This window comes from Ktedonobacter robiniae (assembly GCF_016587375.1).
In the GTDB taxonomy this organism is placed as follows: domain Bacteria; phylum Chloroflexota; class Ktedonobacteria; order Ktedonobacterales; family Ktedonobacteraceae; genus Ktedonobacter; species Ktedonobacter robiniae.
The window spans coordinates 4,859,865-4,877,191 of sequence record NZ_BNJG01000001.1; the positions used below are offsets into that span (position 1 = coordinate 4,859,865).

Here is a 17,327-nt window from a genome sequence, read left to right on the forward strand (position 1 = left end):
TATGTGGTGCTGTAGGGCAAGCTGAGCAACACTCTGTACCCGTTAGGTGAGGTTGATGAGTATAAAAGGTAAGAAGTGAAGAGGTTGTGAGGCGCGTTGAAGTCTTGCTTGCAGTTGCTGAGGTAATGCGTGTACTATTATACAGGCATACGTGATAGATAAAATGCGCGAAGGAGATAGATTATGAGTTCGGGTCATGAGGATCTTACAGAGCCTGTTGCCAGGCCTGGCGCGACACCCGCGCCACCAGCCCGGCGCGAGCGTCGCTCGGTAGGGGCTGGATGTTTCATAGGCGCGATTATACTGGCCTTGCTATTGGGCGTTGTGGGGGGTGTGCTTGGCTCGATTCTGTACGCAGCCAGCATTACGTCAAAGGCGCCAATCTCCACACCAAAACCCGATAACAAGCAGGCGCTGATGGTGCAGTTGAGCAATGACCTGATTACTGTTATCGCGGCCAAGCGTGTCAAGGATGTCAGCGTTCCCGGTACGTTGCAGAATATAAAGGTTTCGACGCCCCAGGTGGGCCAGTTGCAGATAGCGGGGGAGGACCAGTTCTCCATCTTCGGGCTGACCGTGACCCGGCCCTTCCGCGTTGTGATGCAACCATACATCGATACGTGTAAACCAAAGATGCGCGTCCTGAGCGTGGATACAGGAGGGATTCCCGTTGGAGGTTTGGGCGATAGCCTGGAAAACGTGATGAACTCGCAGCTCAGCGTCAACCTCTCTAGCTTGCTGAGTGGTTTTTCGTATTGCGCGACCGGGGTTACGACCAATAATAGTGGCCTTGTCGTGAGTTACTCAGTGACGCCTACGTCCTAAAATACAGGACGATAGAGGGGTGCTGCTGGCGCCTGGGCGGACCAGCAGCACCCCTCTGCTTTTTTCTACCAGAGGCTTTCGATCACGTGCTCGATGGAGATATGGATGGTGACGCGCTGTTCTTTTGCAAATGTCTCCTCCATGCTCTGGGCCGCTTTCTCATCGCCGTTGTAGCGCACGGCCAGGCGGTGGATATCGCGCTGGGCCGTCTCCTGATCATCGATGAGGGTGACTTTGCCCGTGATTGTTAGATATCCTCCATCCTCGAAGCAGATGGAGACGCGGGGATCACGGCGCAAATTGCGCTCTTTGACGCGTCCCGCCTTTGTGTTCATGAGAATATGCTCACCTTCCAGTTGGTACCACATGGCCGAGAGTTGGGGTGTGCCATCGGCGTTGATTGTGCCCAGAACGGCGAAACGCCGCTCTTCTAGGAAAGCGCGTACTTTTTCAGAGAGGATCGCGGTGCTCATAAAAATATATTCCTTTGCAAGTGTGATAGATAGCGTTTGTGCTGAATAAATAGCTTACCTATTGACCAGCGTTGCACATTGATCATAGTGCCTGAAGAGTTGAAGATCTTCAATGGTATCTATATCCAGCTCGGTCCCTAACTGGCGGTAGAAGGTATGGTCAAGTTTGAGAGCGCGGGCCTGGGCCACGTAGTGTTGCAGGCTGTTGACGCCAAAGACATAGGGGACAACAAGCGGCGGGCGTGCCAGGAAGGCATTGGTACCGGTGCTATCACGTGAGGGTGCGAGCACGACCTGGTGTGAGGCCGAGAGCTCGATCATTGCACGCACGTCCTGCCCCTTTAGCAGCGGGAGGTCCGCCGAGAGGGTGAGCAGGGTAGTGGCACCGTGATGGATAGCGTGATGAGCCGCCGCGGTCAGGGCCTGGTTGTGCCCTGGTTGCTCTTCTACCAGGCCATGTGCACCCCAGCGGCGCGCGCGCTCCAGAACCTCGGGATCGGCGCTCACCACCGAGATGCATTCCAGGACCTCGCTGGCGTGCAGGGCATCGATCACGCGATGGAGCATATCGAGCACGAGTGTTGAGCGCTGTTCTGGCGTCAAATGCTCTGAGAGGCGTGTTTTGACGGCCGATAGTTGTTTGACGGGTATTAATGCTCGATGCCCCATGCGTGCCTGACTTTCTAGCTTCTAGTGTGATTGTTGCTAATAACGGAGGCCTGCGGCCTCAAGAACGGTGCGTGCCAGCGCGGTCTTGGCCTGTTGATCGCGCATGATGGTATCGGTGACCACACAGGGGATGCCCAGGTCCTCGACCTGTTCGGCCAGGTGCGCGTCCTGCTGGTCAATGACCATCACATCCAGGAAATCACGATAGCAGCGCGTGACACCAACCGCTGTGGCCTCCATGTGCAGGGCGCGCATCAGCCTGTCCGCTGGCCCCTTGATGGGAGCGCCGCCCACAAGTGGACTGACTGCGACGACCATACCACTGGCCTCGTGCAGGGCATCATGAATGCCGGGAATCGCCAGGATGGTGCCGATGCTCACAATGGGGTTGCTGGGCGCGATTAAAATGGCCTCGGCCTGCTTAATGGCATCGATCACACCTGGGGCGGGCCGTGCCGTTTTAGCGCCGACAAATTCGACGCCCTGGACCTCGACGTTGAAGCGATGCTTCACAAAATATTCCTCAAAGTGGATGAGGCCCGCTGGCGTCTGGATATGTGTCTCTACGGAATCATCGCTCATGGGGAGGATGCGTGGGCCGATGCCCATACGCTGGCGCAGACCCTCGGTGATGGCACTGAGAGTCTCCCCCTGGTGCAGAAGCTGGGTGCGATGGATATGCGTCGCCAGATCCTGGTCGCCCAACTGGAACCAGTTCTCATGGCCCAGCGCACTGAGGCGTTGCATGGTGTGATAGGTATCGTTCCGCACGCCCCAGCCCTGTTTCTCATCGACGAGGCCCGCTAGCGTGTACATGACGATATCAATATCAGGCGAGACATGCAGGCCATAGAACTGGCTATCATCACCAGTGTTGGCGATCACAACAATCTCTTCTTGTGGGACGACCTGCGTCACTCCCTGTAAGAAGCGGGCGGCGCCAACACCGCCCGCGAGTACCACGATCATAAGCTACTTTTCCACCCTTACTCAAAATGGACAATCAGTTCTTCCAATGGAAGACGCTCACGGCGCTTGGGATCAGCCGCAGCATAGCCAACGGTAATGAGCGCCTGTGGGATCAGCGTTTCGCTGAGCCCCAGCGCGACGCGGGCGATATCGGGGCAGAAGAGTGGCGCGCACATCCAGCCCGTATCCAGGCCCAGGTCGTAGGCCATAAGCAGCATATTCTGAATGGCCGCGCCGATGCTCTGGACTGCCATGGTGCTCTCGTTGGCCTGGCGCTGCTGGTCTGGGTAGGTATCCAGGTCCTCCAGGTAGAGACAGGGGATGATAATGGCGGGTGCCTTGAGAATGCGCTGGCGAGATTTCTCCAGGCGCAGTTGTACGATCTCGCCGGGTTGCCCATCCATCTCCAAGTTGCGCTGCCAGTCCTCTCCCATCGTCGCGGCAAGCCGTTTTTTTGGCTCAGGCTGGGTGAGTACGGCGAAGCGCCAGGGCTGACGCCCGTGCGGTGAGGGCGCCCAGCGTGCCGCCTCCAGCATCTGGAGCAATGCCTCGCGTGGCACCTCGCGCTCCTGATATTGCCGGACGCTACGGCGCCCACGCAGCAGCCCGGCCAGGTCGTCGCTCCGCTGGAGGCCGCTGGAGGCACGCGAATGTGAGGTTGGTGTGGTCACAATATTCCCTTATATGTCTTCTTAGCGGAACATATCCGTGGCGCTCTCACGAATGAGGTCGCGACCACTCCCCTGCCCCGTTTTATAAGTATACCCGCGGATAAGCGCAACGGGAATACGATCGACTTTACCCATGACTAATTCAGCCGCCGCCGCCAGTTCGTCTGCGACGCCGATCATGCTGGCGCGCAACTCATAGCCATAGGGATCATTCTGTCCACGATAATCGGTGACAGGCTCCATGCCAGCGACACCAATGGCCATATTGACCTGTCCATTGCGCCAGGGGCGTCCCCATGTATCAGAAATAATTACCGCGAAGTCAAGATGCTCGCCCTCGCCAGTCAGTTCTTGCATGCGCTGGCGAACCTGGCGCGCGGAGCGGTCGGAATCCTCTGGGAGCAGGGCGAGAACGCGCTCGCCACCAATATTGGACTCGTCGACGCCAGCGTTGGCGCAGATAAAGCCATGATGGCTCTCACAGATCATTACTCCGTGATCCATACGCACGATGCGCTTGCTTTCGCGCAGAACGACCTCAACATGCTGGGCATCCTTCTGATAGCGCTGTGCATATTGGAGCGCGAAGGGAGAGGGCTCGATATCGTCGAGATGGACAAGACGACCCTCGGCCTTAGAGACAATCTTTTGCGTAATAATGAGCACATCGCCCTGTTGCAGGGTCAGTTGCTGCTGCTTCAGGGCGTCATAAATGAGACGGCCCAGGTCATCTCCTGGGCGGATATCACCAATACCTGTAACAGGTAAAATTTGTATCTGTGTATGCATAGTTTTCCCTCGTACGGTATTATATCGTCTGTTCGCTCATACTGTAAAGAATAAAGTGTTGGACCGGATGAGTCAGCAGGCCCCCTAGTGAAACGGAAATAGCTGCTGCTACGAGAATAAAAGAGAGAAGATGAACGCATGATGATGGCCCGACGCTGCTGAAGCACGCGTCTACATATGATACGCCATATGTAACGCGTGCTTCAGCAGCGTCGCCCACGCACGGTTCTCTGATACTCTATCGCAAAAAGGGGGATATACGCAATGCTGAAAACCCTGGGTCGTATGCTTCTGGCCTCGATTTTTATCTCAGGAGGCGCCAATACCTTTATGCAGCCCGATGGTCGGGCGGAGAAGGTGGCCGCGGCGGGAATACCTCAGCCACGGCAAGCAGCCATTTTGAATGGCGCGGTGATGGTCGTGGGAGGCGCCGCCCTCGCGGCAGGCATTGCGCCCAAACTCGCGGCGACCGCGCTGCTGGGGGCCTTGATCCCCACCACCATCGTGGGCCATCCATTCTGGAAAGAGGAGACGCCAGCCGGGAACGCCAATCAGCAGGTCCAATTCTTGAAGAACCTCGCGGCGGTGGGTGGCCTACTTCTTGTTCTAGCCGACAATTCTCACGAGGAGGTATAGGCCAGGAGCGCCTTGGCACCAGCCTGGCGGAGTTATAAGGGGTATAGAAATGGACCAGCGGTCCATTTCTATACCCCTTACCCCGAAGGCTCGCCTAGCGAGTCTGGGATGTATGGAAACGCCTACATACCCTAGCCAAAGTAACCTGCTTTCAGATATTATTAAAGACATGATACCAAGCAGACATCAAGAAATTTTGCATGGAGGCATAGAGTGTCTTTCTTTGATCTCTTTACGCGCTTATTTCGTGCGTCCAATTATAGAAATGCGGGAAGCGATATTCTGGCTAGTAGTGTGATTGATCATACGCGAGCGGAAGAGTGGACCGTTGCCTATGTGGACGGGGCTGGCCGCAGGCGGCGCACGGATGTCCCCTATTTATTGCCAAAAGACGACCAGGAGATTCAGCGCCTGGATTACCAGCACTATATCTTACGCCAGGTGCTTCAGGGAAATATCTCCGCGCCCTTTCAGCTAGAGGCCCAGCAAGGCTATGTCCTGGATGTGGGCTGCGGTAGCGGTCGTTGGGCGAGCGAGGTCGCCACGAGCTATCCACATTTGCAGGTGATTGGACTCGACCTGGAGGAGGCTAACATTAAGGCCTCCTCGCGCCCGCTCAACTATCAATTTACGCAGGGAAATGTGCTGGAGAAGTTGCCATTCCCTGACGAGAGCATGACCTATGTGCATCAACGCTTATTAGTAGCGGCTATTCCCGCCGCAAAGTGGCCATGGGTTGTGCAAGAACTGGCGCGTGTGACCAGGCGTGGAGGCTGGGTTGAGCTAGTGGAGATGGGTAGTGGATTTGTGCGCGAGGGGGCGGCAACACAACAGTTTATGACCTGGTTCAGGCAATTGAGCCAGATGCGCGGGATTGACCTTGAGGTGATGGGGCGCCTGGATGTCTTGCTCCAGCAGGCAGGGTTACATCACGTCCAGAAAAAGACCTTGAACCTGCCAGTTGGCACCTGGGGCGGACGCATGGGCGAACTCCTGGCGCGCGACATGCTCTCCGGCTGGCCCAGTCTGCAACCCCTCTGCCAGCAGTATTTAAACATCCCCAAAGAGACCTTTGACGCGGTCATTGCCTCCCTGGAAGCCGAGTGGAATAGCCATCAAACTGAATACGAAGTATATGTTGTCTATGGGCAAAAGTAAGTAGCCGCGTATGCAAATAGCGGATCCGTCGCCCGCTACTTGCGTACGCGGCTACTTAGGGCTTATCCGAAAACCAGCACCTTAGCAAATGAGAGAGCCAACCAGATGAAGCAACTGCTCTCGTTCGCTGGCCTCGGAAGCCACGGGAACGAGTTGCAGTATCAACTCATCAAGACCTTCCTCAGCAAGCTCCTGGATGCGCTGGCGCACAGTGCTTTCATCGCCGCTGATGACCAGTGCCCGCGCCAATGCATCTAACGTTTTCTCATCGCCTTCCACTGCCCTGGCAAAGCCAGCCCGTACAAACGCGCGCGCATACCCACTCACCCTGGCGTACACTTGCACTCTCTGACGTACCGCAGCCAGGGTTGCTGCCTCATCCGTACTCATCGCCACCATCAGATGCGCGATCAGCGGAGGCGCGGGACGCGAACGTCTCTCGGCTCCGGCTTGCAGCGCGGGCTTGGCTTGGTTGAGCAGGTAGGGAATCGGGCACATCCAGGAAATCGCCCCATCGGCGATTTCTCCGGCCTGCTGGAACGCCTTCGAGCCTAACGCTGCGATAAGCAGAGGAATCTGAGCATTCTGCGAGGCGGTAATGACCGCGTTGAAATTGCCCATCTGAACAGCGTTACTTGTCTGGAAAAACGTGCCGCGAAAGTCTGCGTTGCTTTCCCACAAAGAGCCCCGCAAGATCTGCATGTATTCTTTCTGATACGACAGAGGCGCAGTCATTGGTAAACCATACCAGCCCGCAAGGCTCTCACGAGCGCCAGGCCCGATCCCTAACCGCAGGCGTCCCGGAGCAAGGGCATGTATCATGAGCGCCTGCTGCGCCATCAGCAGCGGGTGGCGCAGATAGGTCATAGTAATAGCGGTCCCTAACCGAATGCGCTCGGTTTGTGCAACTGCGGCAGCAAAGAGCGTCAGTGTATCGGGAGACCCAGAACCAGCGCCTCCTGCCGTCATCCAGGCCTGTTGGACCCCCGCCAACTCCGCTGCACGGATCTTGTTGAGACTGTCCACGGGATCCGTGCCTTCGATGCAAATTCCGACGCGATCACGCAAAGAGCGCTGTGCGAGAGCATTCGGGTGATCTTGTTGTGATATCATCTGTTTTCTCCTTCCTTATTTTGCCAGGGCAACGTGCGAACGCTCGCTCTGATCAATCAACGCCTCGGAGACTTCCCAGAGGCGACGGCGGATGGCGACATCGTAGGAGGGTTTGGAAGAGGGCGCCTCCTTGCCCTGTTTGCTTTGGGAGAAGTACTTCCCGCTCACTCTCACGAGCTCTGGGGAAGTTGCCACATAGAGGGTCGTCTGCGCCCCTTTCTCGACATCTATACCACCAAAGAAGTAACATAACTCTCCAATAAGATGCACAATGCCCCTGGTGCCACTGTTAAAGCTCGAAACCACCATACCGGGATGGAGGGCGTTGACCGTGACCCCTGTGCCCCTGAGCCGGTCGGCCAGTTCGTAGGTAAAGTAGATCTGTGCCAGTTTGGATTGACCATAGGCTTTCACGACGCTATATCTTCTTGTCCCTTGCAGGTCAGCAAAATCTATCTTCCCCTGGGTATGAGCATAAGAGCTGACATTCACAATGCGCGCTGGCGCGCTAGTCTTCAGCACATCTACCAGCAGTTCGGTGAGCAGGAAGGGGCCCAGGTAATTCGTCGCGAAGTTGAACTCTAGCCCCTCCGAGGTAACTTTGTGCTCGCTATTCGCTCCCCAGCGTTGTTGATCAGCACATGAAGCTGTGTGTATTTCTGTTTGAACTCACTGGCCACGCGACGTACCTGCGAAAGCTCTGAGAGGTCTGCGACGAGCAGATCTACCTGGTCGTTCGAGCTTTTCTCTTTGATCTCTGCCTGTGCTGCTTCTCCCTTTGCGCGATTGCGGCAGACCATCACCACGGTCGCGCCCATTTTGGCCAGTTCTCTGGCTGTTACTTTGCCAATCCCTGAACTGCTGCCCGTCACCAGGCAGACTTTTCCCTGCATGCTATTATTATTTGTTGTCACGATCCGTATCTCCTATCTGAAAATGCTTTGGAGCTTCTCGGGCTGGCCCTGCTTCCTCTTCAAAGGCTCTTGTCTCTTTCCTGTCCAGAGCATAAACTGTAGAGTAGAGTCTATAGTCAAGGCTTTTTGGAGGAGAGTTTTCAATGCTCATCAAAGAATTGGAAAAAAAGACCGGTTTGACGCGTCACACCATTCGTTTTTATGAGAAACAAGGCTTCCTTGAGAGCCGCTCTTTCCGGCGCGAGGAAAATAACTATCGGAATTATTCCGAGGAGACGGTTGAGTATCTCAAGATGCTCAAAGCAGGTCAAGCGGCAGGGTTTACGCTAGCAGAGCTGAAAGAACTCATCAACGCAGATGAGGCGAATGAACTCCCTCTCCAAAAGAAAGTTGAGCTTATTCGCCAAAAGATAAGGGATATCGATAGGAAAAAAGCAGAATTAGACCAGATTCAAACCTATCTCACCCAGATGTTGGTACAGAAGTTGGCGTTGATCAAGGCCGAAGAAAATGGGACTGCTTATGGCAATACCTGCATCATTCCTGGACGTTAAAGATGCGTCGTTCGCTTCCTTTTAGCGATTTTCTGCCAGAAGGTGGGAAAGCTCATTCTGCTGGATTAACTCCTCGGAGACCTGCCAGAGGCGCTGGCGAATCGCCAGGTCATACGAGAGTTTGGAAGAAGGCGTCTCTTTGCTTTGGGAGAAGTACTTCCCGCTCACGCCCTCAACCTCCAGCGAGGTTGCCACATAGAGGGTCGTCTGCGCCCCTTTCTCGACTGTTATGCCACGGAAGAAGTAGACGACTTCCCCAATGAAATGTGCTAACCCTTTCGTACCTTTGTTGAAGTCAGAAGAAACCAGGCCAGGATGAAGAGCGTTGACCGTAACTCCAGAGCCCTTGAGTTGAGCAGCTAGTTCGTAGGTAAAGTAGATCTGCGCTAGCTTGGACTGGGTATAGGCTTTCATAAAACTATATCTGTGTACTCCTTGCAGATCCTCAAAATCGATGTTCCCTGTGGTATGTCCGCTTGAACTGACATTCACGATGCGAGCAGGCGCGCTGGCTTTCAACACATCCAACAGCAGTTCTGTGAGCAGAAATGGAGCCAGGTAATTGGTCGCGAAGGTATCCTCCAACCCATCAGGCGTCACCTTCCGCTCGCCGTTAATGGTCCCGGCGTTATGAATCAGCACATGGAGTTGCGTGTATTTCTGTTTGAACGAGCTTGCCGCACGGCGTACCTCTGAAAGCAGAGAGAGATCGGCAATGATCAGGTCTACCTGGTCGTTCGAGCTTTCCGCCTTGATCTCCGCCTGTGCCGCCTGACCCTTCGCACGATTGCGGCAGACCATCACGACAATCGCACCCATTCTCGCCAGCTCCCTGGCCGTTTCCTTGCCAATTCCCCGCTAGCACCCGTTACCAGGCAAACTTTTCCCTGTATGTTGGTTGCCATAACCTGTATCTCCTGTCTGAAAACTTTTACGAAATCGTTCTTTTCATCGAAAAAGCCATGTGTCATTTTCCTCTTGACAAGGTGTCAATTGATGTTTAGAGTATAAAGTGTAAAGTACACTTTAAGGTCAAGGCATTTTTGGGGAGAATCTATGAAAATCAGTGAACTGGCAGAAAAGACAGGGTTAACCGCCCCCACCATTCGCTTTTATGAGAAAGCAGGGCTACTCGATGCACGCCATGTGAGGCGCGACGAGGGCAATAACTATCGCGACTATTACGAGGAAGCCGTCGAGCATCTCCTGACCATCAAAGAGGTCCAGACCGCAGGTTTTACCCTGGCTGAGTTCAAAGAGCTGGATGAAGTCTGCAACACGGGTGAACTGGTGGTCCAGAAAGCAACCGTGTATATTCGGCGAAAAATTGATGCAGTGAGTGAGAAAATAGCTGAATTAGAACGAGTTCGAGCCTACCTCATAAGCAAATTAGCAGAAGTTCAGGAAGACCACCAGGTGACTGATCAGAGACGACTTGCAAGCGGTGGAGCAGAGCCTTCGTCATAATCTTCCGCAAGCATCTGATGCTCGCCCTCTAGGATTCTCGGATATTTTAATTTTCGCGAGTCCCTAAGATATTGGTTTTCGGATAAGCTCTTAGTGGGGGATGTCAGGCTGGCTCGCTACCCCAGACGAGGTGGCCCTGGATATAGACAGTGATATAGGGAGCGAGCTGATAGCTTGTGCTATGGGCGTTGAAGGAGTAATCGTTGCTCTCATTATAGTTACTCCAATCAGTCTTATTGAAGCGAAACTTAATCTCGCCGGTATTATCCCCGGGTTGCAGGTTCCCGGTGCCAGGAGCGAAGCTGAGTTCCAGGTAACTGTCGGCGCTGGCGCGTGGTGGCGAGAGTAAGACAATGTGCTGGTTGATGTGCTCACAGCCAGGGGTGGCGTAGTCGCACCAGGTCTGCTGTGCCTGGGCGGAGTCGGGCGTGTACCAGTAACGAATCGTCACCGTCGAGAGGTCAAGCGGGGCCGCGCCTGTATTGACGAGTTTTAGCTGAGGCTGGATCTGATTTACGATAGGGCCGCTACCATTGCCGCTTTGGTAATAAAGCTCGATATGTTGTCCACTGATGGGAGAGGGTGCCGGGTGCGGCGTGGGCGCAGGTGGGGCTTGACTTAGACTGGCCTGGTCAAAGGGATAGAGAATAGGCTGCAAGTAATTTTGCTTCTCCTGGTTGATATAGGTCCAATCGTCTTGTAGGAGCCCACCGGTATCCACAGAATCGGGGTTCCAACTCCAGAAGGTCCAGTTAATGCCATTGACCCCGCGCCCCAGGTAAGAGACCAGGCTTGTCAGCCATTGTTTATCCTGCGCGTTTTGCAGGCGCGTCCCAAACTCGCCAACCCAGACGGGCGCGATTCCCTGCTTTTGGATATAGCCCCAGTAGCTATCCCAGATAGCGGAGAGATTATGAGGAAAGCTGGGATCTTTAAACCAGAGCTGAGGATAGACGCTCACGGGATAGTCATGGACGGAGTAGACCAGGCGATGCGCGACCTGTAGCTGAACTGGATGGGTCGCGACCCCCTTGAGATTGCTGCCCCACCAGGAGCAGTTTCCTGGTACCTGTTTATCGGCATTAGGATCGGGATAACACTCCACACCCTCGACAAAGATGAGCCAGTTGGGATTGACCGCGAGAATGGCATTGCCAGCACGTTGCGCAGCCTGTTGCCAGTCAAGTTTTGGATCGCCGCAGCCCCAGCAGGCAGGTGCTCTTGGCTCATTATGCAGATCGGCCCCGATGACCATGGAATTGTCTTTATAATGTTGTGCTAGCATCTGCCAGTCCGCGATCCAGCGCGACTCGGGATACTGCGTGGTATACCATAGCGGCTCCTGTTGCGTGGCGCCGGGGCGGTGCCGGTCCAGAATGATATGTAGACCAATCTGGCTAGCATACTCCACAATTTTATCCAGTAGTTGCAATCCCCGTAGCCCACTTAGTTCTTGATTCTTCGTATAGTCAATACCAGTAGGGGCGTTGTTAGCATCGAAGAGATGATTGGTATAAGGAAGACGGAGCGTATTATAGTGCTGGGCCTTGATCTGATCGAGCATATCCTTGTAGTTGCGCGTGGCGAGGCCATGCACGACCAGCGTCTCAGTCTCAAAGCCGGACCAGTTGACGCCCGCGATGCGCACGGGCCGGTTCTGGGCATCGTAAATCTGGCTACCATCGGTATGCCAGACCCCGGTTCCGACCGAGCTAGCTGTCGTAGAGGGAAAGAGTGTGTTCTTGAGCAGGCCGAGGCTTAACAGCAAGAGTGAGCCAACGAGCAGAATAGCCAGACCGACAAGCACGGCCCGGGAGACACCACGGGCTTGCCTGGGTGGTGCGGTTGGCTGATGAGGAAGAAATGGCTCGGTGGGACTCGCGTGATCGAACGACTCCGAGCCATCTGCATTGTGCGTCATTGTGGCTCACTCCCTTTCTGTGATTTCTCTATATGATTGATGAATAGGCTTAGTTACAACTAGTGGCGTCGTGAAGGACCTGGTAGACCTGGATACGCGATTGCGCATCGCCACTGGCAGCATCAAACTGCGCACGCAGTACCGAGCGATGGAGCGCGCGGTCCAGGAGCAGCATTGGCCCACCACGCGTCTGAATATCGCTCTGCATCTGAGCATCAACCACGAGATAGTCGATGCGATTCCAGCAGTCATGCAGCAGGGTATTATGGATCTCGGGATCAAAGGCCGCGTTCCAGTAGATTTGCGCCTGGGTGTAAGGTAAGCCCCTGCCAACGCCCATCCCTCCGGTCTCATGGAGATCGGTATACAGGTAGCTATTGATGATAATAATGGAACTGATGGGGGCATTGCGATTGATCCAGAGCAGCGCCTGGCGTTGCGGCTCTGCGGTATTCTGGCTGAATTGAGGATTTGCGCGCTGAATATTTAAGGGAATGAGTGCGCCAAGGAGTAGAAAGAGGAGCGAGGCCCGTGCCAGATCGAAGCCAGCGCGTTTGCTGAGCGCTTTGAGCGGTATATCCAGCGCCAGCGCGATATTCATCCCCAGGAGTGGCAGGAGCGGGAGTATCGAATAAGGGAAGATGTTCTGAATGCTTAACAGGAGCACCCAGTAACTGATAAAAAAGAGCGCCATGAGCCATTGCAGGCGATTCCACCAGCCACCAGCAATATTGATTACCAGGGCAATGCCCCCGGCGATAAACAGGGGCTGGTCCAGGCGAATCCAGGTATTCCAGCTTGTCGCAAAATCTCCCATATTGGGAACATATTGTACCTGTTGGAGCAGTGTGCCAAGCAAACTCGGGTGAGCATGAGTATCACCGGGGAGCAGGCCTGTTGGCAACAGCTCTCCCTTCAGGATCGCTAGCAGTGCATAAGCGGAACTGAGCGAGAGCACAATGTAGCAAAAGGCCACCAGGGCAAACTTGCGTTGGAAGCGTGTGGCAAAGAGCCAGACTCCGTAGAGCATCACAGGTATAAAGACCAGAAAGATCTCTTTGCTTAGGATGGCAATACCCAGCGCAAGGGCCGAAAAGACGATGTTGCGTAGGCGGCTATTGCCACGTACTACAAAGAAGACAGAAAGGAGCAGCCAGAAGGTTCCGATATTATCGAGAAGAATCTCACGCTGATAGGTCACGCTAAGCGGAGAGAGGGTATAGATGGTCATCGCCAGCAGCCCGGCGCTGCGGCTGCCACTGAGGCGGCGTGTGATGAGATAGACAAGTAGACCACTGGCGATGCCTAGCAAAAGCATCAGCACCCGTCCGCTATTGATCGCGGTTTCAAAGCTAAAGAAGCCGCCAGTGAGCAGCGTCCAGATCGCCAGTTGTATCCAGCCCAGGGGTGGGTGGTCATAGGTGTAGGGATAGGGTTGCAGATGACTATGTATGATGGCCCAGGCGTTCGCCATGTAGGCGCCTTCATCCGGACCATACTGCGGATAGTTAAACATATTGAAGGCATGGACACCCAATCCCAGACTTAGCAAAACCAGGACGACTAGCCCCTCAAGCCAGAGCGGTATGGGGACGGCGTTTTTTTGTGCTGGATTGAACAACTCAATACGCGGCAGCAGGCGTGTCTTGATCTTGGAGACACGTAGCTGCTCGGCGGATATCCAGCGTATCTGCTCCAGTAGCGAGGTATTGCCGCCGGCCTGCTGAATATTACGGCGATGGCTATCAGGAACGACCGCATGTACAAAGAAGCGGTTATTGCGGTACAAGGTCACGTTCCCTGGATCGAGCTTCTCCTCTGCCCCTGGCCTTGGTGTCTCGGCTGGACGCGTCGGAACAGGTGGGGTTATGGGTAGTGTTGGTGCAGGCGTCTGCTCGCTCTTCTCAGGAGCTGACCTCTGTTGTTGCTCAGGTCCTTGCATACTCTATCTCTCTTCTATTGGATTTGTTGAATTTAGGAAGAATGGTGTTGTCTCTCAGCCTTTGGCGACGTTGCCGCGATGTTGTCCGATGTGAGCGGTTTTCTCCCAGTTGGAGGCGCCTTTGAGAAAGCGATAGACGGCACGGATAGCGCCAATACCCAGTAAGATCTGGTAAGGCATAAAGGCAATCAAGAGCATGCCAGCCTCGCGCCAACTCCACTGGCGATTATGCACCTTCACAAACTCATGCAGGCCAGCCAGGTCGATAAACATGGCCAGGATAAAGCAGTAGAAGGGCATGAAGGTAAACATGGCCATCCATACCGGTAGCTTAACGAAGAAAAACATCACAATAGAGACGGGAATCATCAATGTAAAGAAGGCCTGGACCTCGGGTAGGATCAGCACATAGAGCGCGAGCAGGCGCTGTGAGAGGTTTGGGAGTTTGAGCCAGCGCCCGCGGAAGAGAATCTGGATAAAGCCCTGGTTCCAACGGGTGCGCTGCTTGATAAATTGCTCAATCGTGTGAGGCGTCTCCTCTTTTGTGACAAACTCATCGTCATAGATGATACGCACGCGTGCCCCCGAGAGGCAGAGGCGGATGCCCAGGTCCGCATCCTCGGTCAGGCAGTTCTCGTCCCAGCCGCCGAGGCGTTGCATCAGGTCGCGGCGTACGAAGACCGTATTGCCTCCTAGAGGGGTCATGCCAACGCTGGCGAAGAAGTGCAGTGAGGATTTAAACCAGAAGAAGTATTCCAGGACATTTAGGAAACAGAACCACTTGGTATTGTGATTCATAAGCTGTACGCCACTCTGTACCACGTCAACCTGCTCATTTAAGTAGGTTGTATTAATGACCTGGAGGATATCGGGATGAGGTTCGTCCTCGGCATCAAAGATGGTCACGATATCGCCTTTGGAGACCTGCAAGGCCAGGTTCAGGCCATGCGGTTTATTGATGGGCTTGTCGTTAAAGATGACCAACTGGACATTGGGATCGCGCAGCTCATTAATTTTTGTGCGGGCCTCGGCGATGGTCCCGGTATCGTCCTCGCGGCAGATGGCCATGATCTGCACCAGTTTGCGGGGATAATTGAGATCATAGACCTTCTGAATAGTATCGCGATAGACCTCCTCCTCATGGCGCGCTGGCAGGAGAATGGTAAATGAGAGCTGAGGTTGTCGATAGACCGTGGGCGCGCTATTGAGCAGGGCTTGCTCTGGCTCCTCCCAGATGAAGAGGCGCAGGCGAATATTAAAGATAGCCTGGAGCGTCATCAGCGCGATAATAAGCATATAAAGCGCCTCCAGGCATGTGATAAAAATGGTCCAGAGCATATACTACCTTCTATTTCTCCGCATGTATTTGGTGATTCGCCACATCATATTGGGAAATGACCAGATACATCGTATTCGAGAATTTCGTATTTAGCAGGTGATAGTAAGTACCTCAGATTGCTGTCCACAAATGGTGTGGCGGATGCCCGGTGTGGGATCGCCGAGTGTTGCCTGCGCGGGCGAGAATGTATAGGCCTCATTCGTACCATTGCGATGTAGGGTGAGGAGCACCAGGCTATGTCCCTTTAGCGTCACATCCTGGGCATGCCAGGCACTGAGTGGGAGGAGACCGCTATTGGGCCGCACATGGACAATTTCTGTATTCATTTCCTTGTTAATTAAGAGCATGCTTACCATATTGTGGGCGTCATCCTGAGTCGCATATAGGCTCACACTGTCGTTCTCGCTGGAGGTGGCGATATAGTCTGCTTGCAGGTGCGCGAAAAGCTGCATGATACGTAGCATGACGGTCTGCTGTCCATCTCTAGCAGTAAAGAGAGGATAGGGGGCATCAACGCCCTGGGTAGAGAAGAAGGCCGCATATTCAACCTGTTGATTCATGAGCTTCCCCAGTGTATCGGCCCACCAGAGCGCGGCATAGTCAGGTGGAGGAACATCGCCCTTCGGATTGGTATTCACCTCCGTCACGGCGACGGGGAGATCATGTCCAAAGTCCTGGCGTATGCTCTGGCGCAGGGAAGAGATGAGATCATTCCACTCACCGGTGCTGTTTAAGAGCAGATTGGTGGCTTGGCTAGCGTTATCAAGTGGATAACGGTGAAACGAGACGCCATCGAGCAGGTGATATTTCGTGTTAGGATGGGACTGCTCATAGCGACTGACGATCTGAAGGAAGGTCTCCATCCAGAGGTTATGCGCACTATCGTAGGGGCCAAGTCCAGCACCATAGAACTGACTGATCTCAGGACCGAAGACCTTGATTGTGGGGTCGTTCTGGTGCATCGCGATAGAATACTGAATAAAGGCCTGAGCGTACTCGGTAGCCGTAAAGGTTGCACCTGTATCTGGATTCTTCAGGCGATCCGGCTCATTGCCCACCGTCCAGTATTTAACAGGGTGATAGGGAGTGGTGGCACTGGCACGTTGAATACTTTTTGGGTTATTCATATAGTCAACAAGCAAGCCGGCTCTACTGGCACGTGTGGCAAGCGTGTCCTGTTGAGAAGGATTAGAAAGTTGGGACTGCATCAGACCATCGGCACCAGTTACCTGGAGGAGCTGGCTAAAATCATCGAGTTGAGAGGAAGAGAGTGTATGTTCCTCACCCCACTCTCCTCCTGGAAAGCGTAAGAGCCGTATCCGGGCAGAGCGTAACCCCGCCACAATACCCGCATCGTAACGCATAAAGCCGCTTCCTTGCTGGTCCTGTGAGTCACTACCCGCCTTAGGAAAGACATTGCTGCCAAAGAGATATGGACTAATTGGCAGGCTTTGATTCAGGTCCAGGTCGGACTCTTGCACATCGCCAATGCGCACAAGCAGGTGCATATTGGCACGCGTAATCGCCGAAGCCACCTGTACCAACCCTAAGGTCAATACTACCAGCAGGAAGAGGGGGAGCAGATACCTTCGTTTCCCCACCCGTCGTAAGGTGCCCCTGGGAGCCTGAGGAGGCTGATTCCCTGGACTGGATGATAAACTCTTTCCCTGCGAGGAAGAGAGTGCAGCAGGTAACGGCGTCTCCGGCCCAGATAAGCGCGCGGACTCCCCCGTCGTCTGCTCATTGTGAGTAGACATCGCGCGTCCAGGAACATACCCTGGAATATGCCTTTGAATATGTATATATGACACACCCTCAAGCAAAGAGGGGCGATAGTTGAATACATTCTCGAGAGAAGACATGGGATACCTCTTGAATAAGCTCTCA

General features: G+C 54.3%; 16 protein-coding genes and 1 pseudogene. 5 read left to right on the forward strand and 12 right to left on the reverse strand.

Features of this window, described 5'->3' with window-relative positions; genetic code table 11:
* Positions 1–183 precede the first annotated feature (183 nt).
* Positions 184–825: a hypothetical protein gene (locus JMJ04_RS20420; protein ID WP_201372265.1), complete on the forward strand. Its 642-nt coding sequence runs from the start codon at positions 184–186 to the stop codon at positions 823–825.
* 65 nt (positions 826–890) lie between these two features.
* Here the strand turns inward: JMJ04_RS20420 and JMJ04_RS20425 are convergent, their stop codons facing one another.
* Genes JMJ04_RS20425 through cofE form a run of 5 tightly spaced genes read right to left on the reverse strand, consistent with a single transcriptional unit; the run spans position 891 to position 4,396 of the window.
* Positions 891–1,298, reverse strand: a complete 408-nt coding sequence (locus tag JMJ04_RS20425; RefSeq protein WP_201372266.1) for a PPOX class F420-dependent oxidoreductase — start codon at positions 1,296–1,298, stop codon at positions 891–893.
* 54 nt (positions 1,299–1,352) lie between these two features.
* Positions 1,353–1,967 carry a 2-phospho-L-lactate guanylyltransferase gene (gene cofC, locus JMJ04_RS20430; protein ID WP_201372267.1) on the reverse strand — a complete coding sequence of 205 codons (615 nt, stop codon included), beginning with the start codon at positions 1,965–1,967 and terminating at the stop codon, positions 1,353–1,355.
* A 36-nt stretch (positions 1,968–2,003) separates the two neighbouring features.
* Positions 2,004–2,936: a 2-phospho-L-lactate transferase gene (cofD, locus tag JMJ04_RS20435; protein ID WP_201372268.1), complete on the reverse strand. Its 933-nt coding sequence runs from the start codon at positions 2,934–2,936 to the stop codon at positions 2,004–2,006.
* Positions 2,937–2,953: 17 nt separating this feature from the next.
* Complete coding sequence (locus JMJ04_RS20440) at positions 2,954–3,607, reverse strand: nitroreductase family protein (protein ID WP_201372269.1); 654 nt, start codon at positions 3,605–3,607, stop codon at positions 2,954–2,956.
* Between the two features lie 21 nt (positions 3,608–3,628).
* Positions 3,629–4,396, reverse strand: coding sequence for a coenzyme F420-0:L-glutamate ligase (gene cofE, locus JMJ04_RS20445; protein WP_201372270.1), 768 nt, complete (start codon positions 4,394–4,396; stop codon positions 3,629–3,631).
* Positions 4,397–4,660: 264 nt separating this feature from the next.
* On the opposite strand from cofE, the gene JMJ04_RS20450 reads away from it, so the two are divergent.
* Positions 4,661–5,032 carry a DoxX family membrane protein gene (locus tag JMJ04_RS20450; RefSeq protein WP_201372271.1) on the forward strand — a complete coding sequence of 124 codons (372 nt, stop codon included), beginning with the start codon at positions 4,661–4,663 and terminating at the stop codon, positions 5,030–5,032.
* A gap of 213 nt (positions 5,033–5,245) precedes the next feature.
* Positions 5,246–6,190, forward strand: coding sequence for a class I SAM-dependent methyltransferase (locus JMJ04_RS20455; RefSeq protein ID WP_201372272.1), 945 nt, complete (start codon positions 5,246–5,248; stop codon positions 6,188–6,190).
* Between the two features lie 81 nt (positions 6,191–6,271).
* Here the strand turns inward: JMJ04_RS20455 and JMJ04_RS20460 are convergent, their stop codons facing one another.
* Together JMJ04_RS20460 and JMJ04_RS48420 are read right to left on the reverse strand one after the other, a co-directional pair.
* The gene (locus JMJ04_RS20460; protein ID WP_201372273.1) at positions 6,272–7,303 is read right to left on the reverse strand and encodes an LLM class flavin-dependent oxidoreductase; all 1,032 of its coding nucleotides are present in this window, start codon (positions 7,301–7,303) and stop codon (positions 6,272–6,274) included.
* A 15-nt stretch (positions 7,304–7,318) separates the two neighbouring features.
* Positions 7,319–8,196: pseudogene (locus JMJ04_RS48420) on the reverse strand (SDR family oxidoreductase).
* Between the two features lie 164 nt (positions 8,197–8,360).
* Between JMJ04_RS48420 and JMJ04_RS20470 the strand changes: the two are divergent.
* The gene (locus JMJ04_RS20470) at positions 8,361–8,771 is read left to right on the forward strand and encodes a MerR family transcriptional regulator (RefSeq protein ID WP_201372274.1); all 411 of its coding nucleotides are present in this window, start codon (positions 8,361–8,363) and stop codon (positions 8,769–8,771) included.
* A 21-nt stretch (positions 8,772–8,792) separates the two neighbouring features.
* Here JMJ04_RS20470 and JMJ04_RS20475 read toward each other — a convergent pair whose 3' ends face one another.
* On the reverse strand, positions 8,793–9,590 hold the full coding sequence (locus tag JMJ04_RS20475; protein WP_236038095.1) for an SDR family oxidoreductase: 798 nt from the start codon (positions 9,588–9,590) through the stop codon (positions 8,793–8,795).
* Positions 9,591–9,827: 237 nt separating this feature from the next.
* Here JMJ04_RS20475 and JMJ04_RS20480 point away from each other — a divergent pair, with 237 nt between their 5' ends.
* Positions 9,828–10,238, forward strand: coding sequence for a MerR family transcriptional regulator (locus tag JMJ04_RS20480; protein ID WP_201372275.1), 411 nt, complete (start codon positions 9,828–9,830; stop codon positions 10,236–10,238).
* A gap of 103 nt (positions 10,239–10,341) precedes the next feature.
* On the opposite strand, the gene JMJ04_RS20485 is transcribed toward JMJ04_RS20480, so the two are convergent.
* The 4 genes from JMJ04_RS20485 to JMJ04_RS20500 form a co-directional block, all read right to left on the reverse strand.
* Positions 10,342–12,159 carry a cellulase family glycosylhydrolase gene (locus tag JMJ04_RS20485; RefSeq protein WP_201372276.1) on the reverse strand — a complete coding sequence of 606 codons (1,818 nt, stop codon included), beginning with the start codon at positions 12,157–12,159 and terminating at the stop codon, positions 10,342–10,344.
* 49 nt (positions 12,160–12,208) lie between these two features.
* Entirely contained in the window at positions 12,209–14,101 is a 1,893-nt protein-coding gene (locus JMJ04_RS20490) for a phospholipid carrier-dependent glycosyltransferase (protein WP_201372277.1), read from the reverse strand.
* Positions 14,102–14,155: 54 nt separating this feature from the next.
* The gene (locus JMJ04_RS20495; protein ID WP_201372278.1) at positions 14,156–15,439 is read right to left on the reverse strand and encodes a glycosyltransferase; all 1,284 of its coding nucleotides are present in this window, start codon (positions 15,437–15,439) and stop codon (positions 14,156–14,158) included.
* 90 nt (positions 15,440–15,529) lie between these two features.
* Positions 15,530–17,302: a hypothetical protein gene (locus JMJ04_RS20500; protein ID WP_201372279.1), complete on the reverse strand. Its 1,773-nt coding sequence runs from the start codon at positions 17,300–17,302 to the stop codon at positions 15,530–15,532.
* Positions 17,303–17,327: the final 25 nt, after the last annotated feature.

Excerpts from the sequence above, each read along its gene's own strand:
- cofC (WP_201372267.1), bottom strand. The coding sequence starts at position 1,967 with ATGGGGCATCGAGCATTAATACCCGTCAAACAACTATCGGCCGTCAAA.
- JMJ04_RS20495 (WP_201372278.1), bottom strand. The coding sequence starts at position 15,439 with ATGCTCTGGACCATTTTTATCACATGCCTGGAGGCGCTTTATATGCTT.
- JMJ04_RS20475 (WP_236038095.1), bottom strand. The coding sequence starts at position 9,590 with ATGGGTGCGATTGTCGTGATGGTCTGCCGCAATCGTGCGAAGGGTCAG.
- JMJ04_RS20485 (WP_201372276.1), bottom strand. The coding sequence starts at position 12,159 with ATGACGCACAATGCAGATGGCTCGGAGTCGTTCGATCACGCGAGTCCC.
- cofE (WP_201372270.1), bottom strand. The coding sequence starts at position 4,396 with ATGCATACACAGATACAAATTTTACCTGTTACAGGTATTGGTGATATC.
- JMJ04_RS20460 (WP_201372273.1), bottom strand. The coding sequence starts at position 7,303 with ATGATATCACAACAAGATCACCCGAATGCTCTCGCACAGCGCTCTTTG.
- JMJ04_RS20490 (WP_201372277.1), bottom strand. The coding sequence starts at position 14,101 with ATGCAAGGACCTGAGCAACAACAGAGGTCAGCTCCTGAGAAGAGCGAG.
- JMJ04_RS20450 (WP_201372271.1), top strand. The coding sequence starts at position 4,661 with ATGCTGAAAACCCTGGGTCGTATGCTTCTGGCCTCGATTTTTATCTCA.
- JMJ04_RS20480 (WP_201372275.1), top strand. The coding sequence starts at position 9,828 with ATGAAAATCAGTGAACTGGCAGAAAAGACAGGGTTAACCGCCCCCACC.
- JMJ04_RS20425 (WP_201372266.1), bottom strand. The coding sequence starts at position 1,298 with ATGAGCACCGCGATCCTCTCTGAAAAAGTACGCGCTTTCCTAGAAGAG.
- cofD (WP_201372268.1), bottom strand. The coding sequence starts at position 2,936 with ATGATCGTGGTACTCGCGGGCGGTGTTGGCGCCGCCCGCTTCTTACAG.
- JMJ04_RS20470 (WP_201372274.1), top strand. The coding sequence starts at position 8,361 with ATGCTCATCAAAGAATTGGAAAAAAAGACCGGTTTGACGCGTCACACC.
- JMJ04_RS20420 (WP_201372265.1), top strand. The coding sequence starts at position 184 with ATGAGTTCGGGTCATGAGGATCTTACAGAGCCTGTTGCCAGGCCTGGC.
- JMJ04_RS20500 (WP_201372279.1), bottom strand. The coding sequence starts at position 17,302 with ATGTCTTCTCTCGAGAATGTATTCAACTATCGCCCCTCTTTGCTTGAG.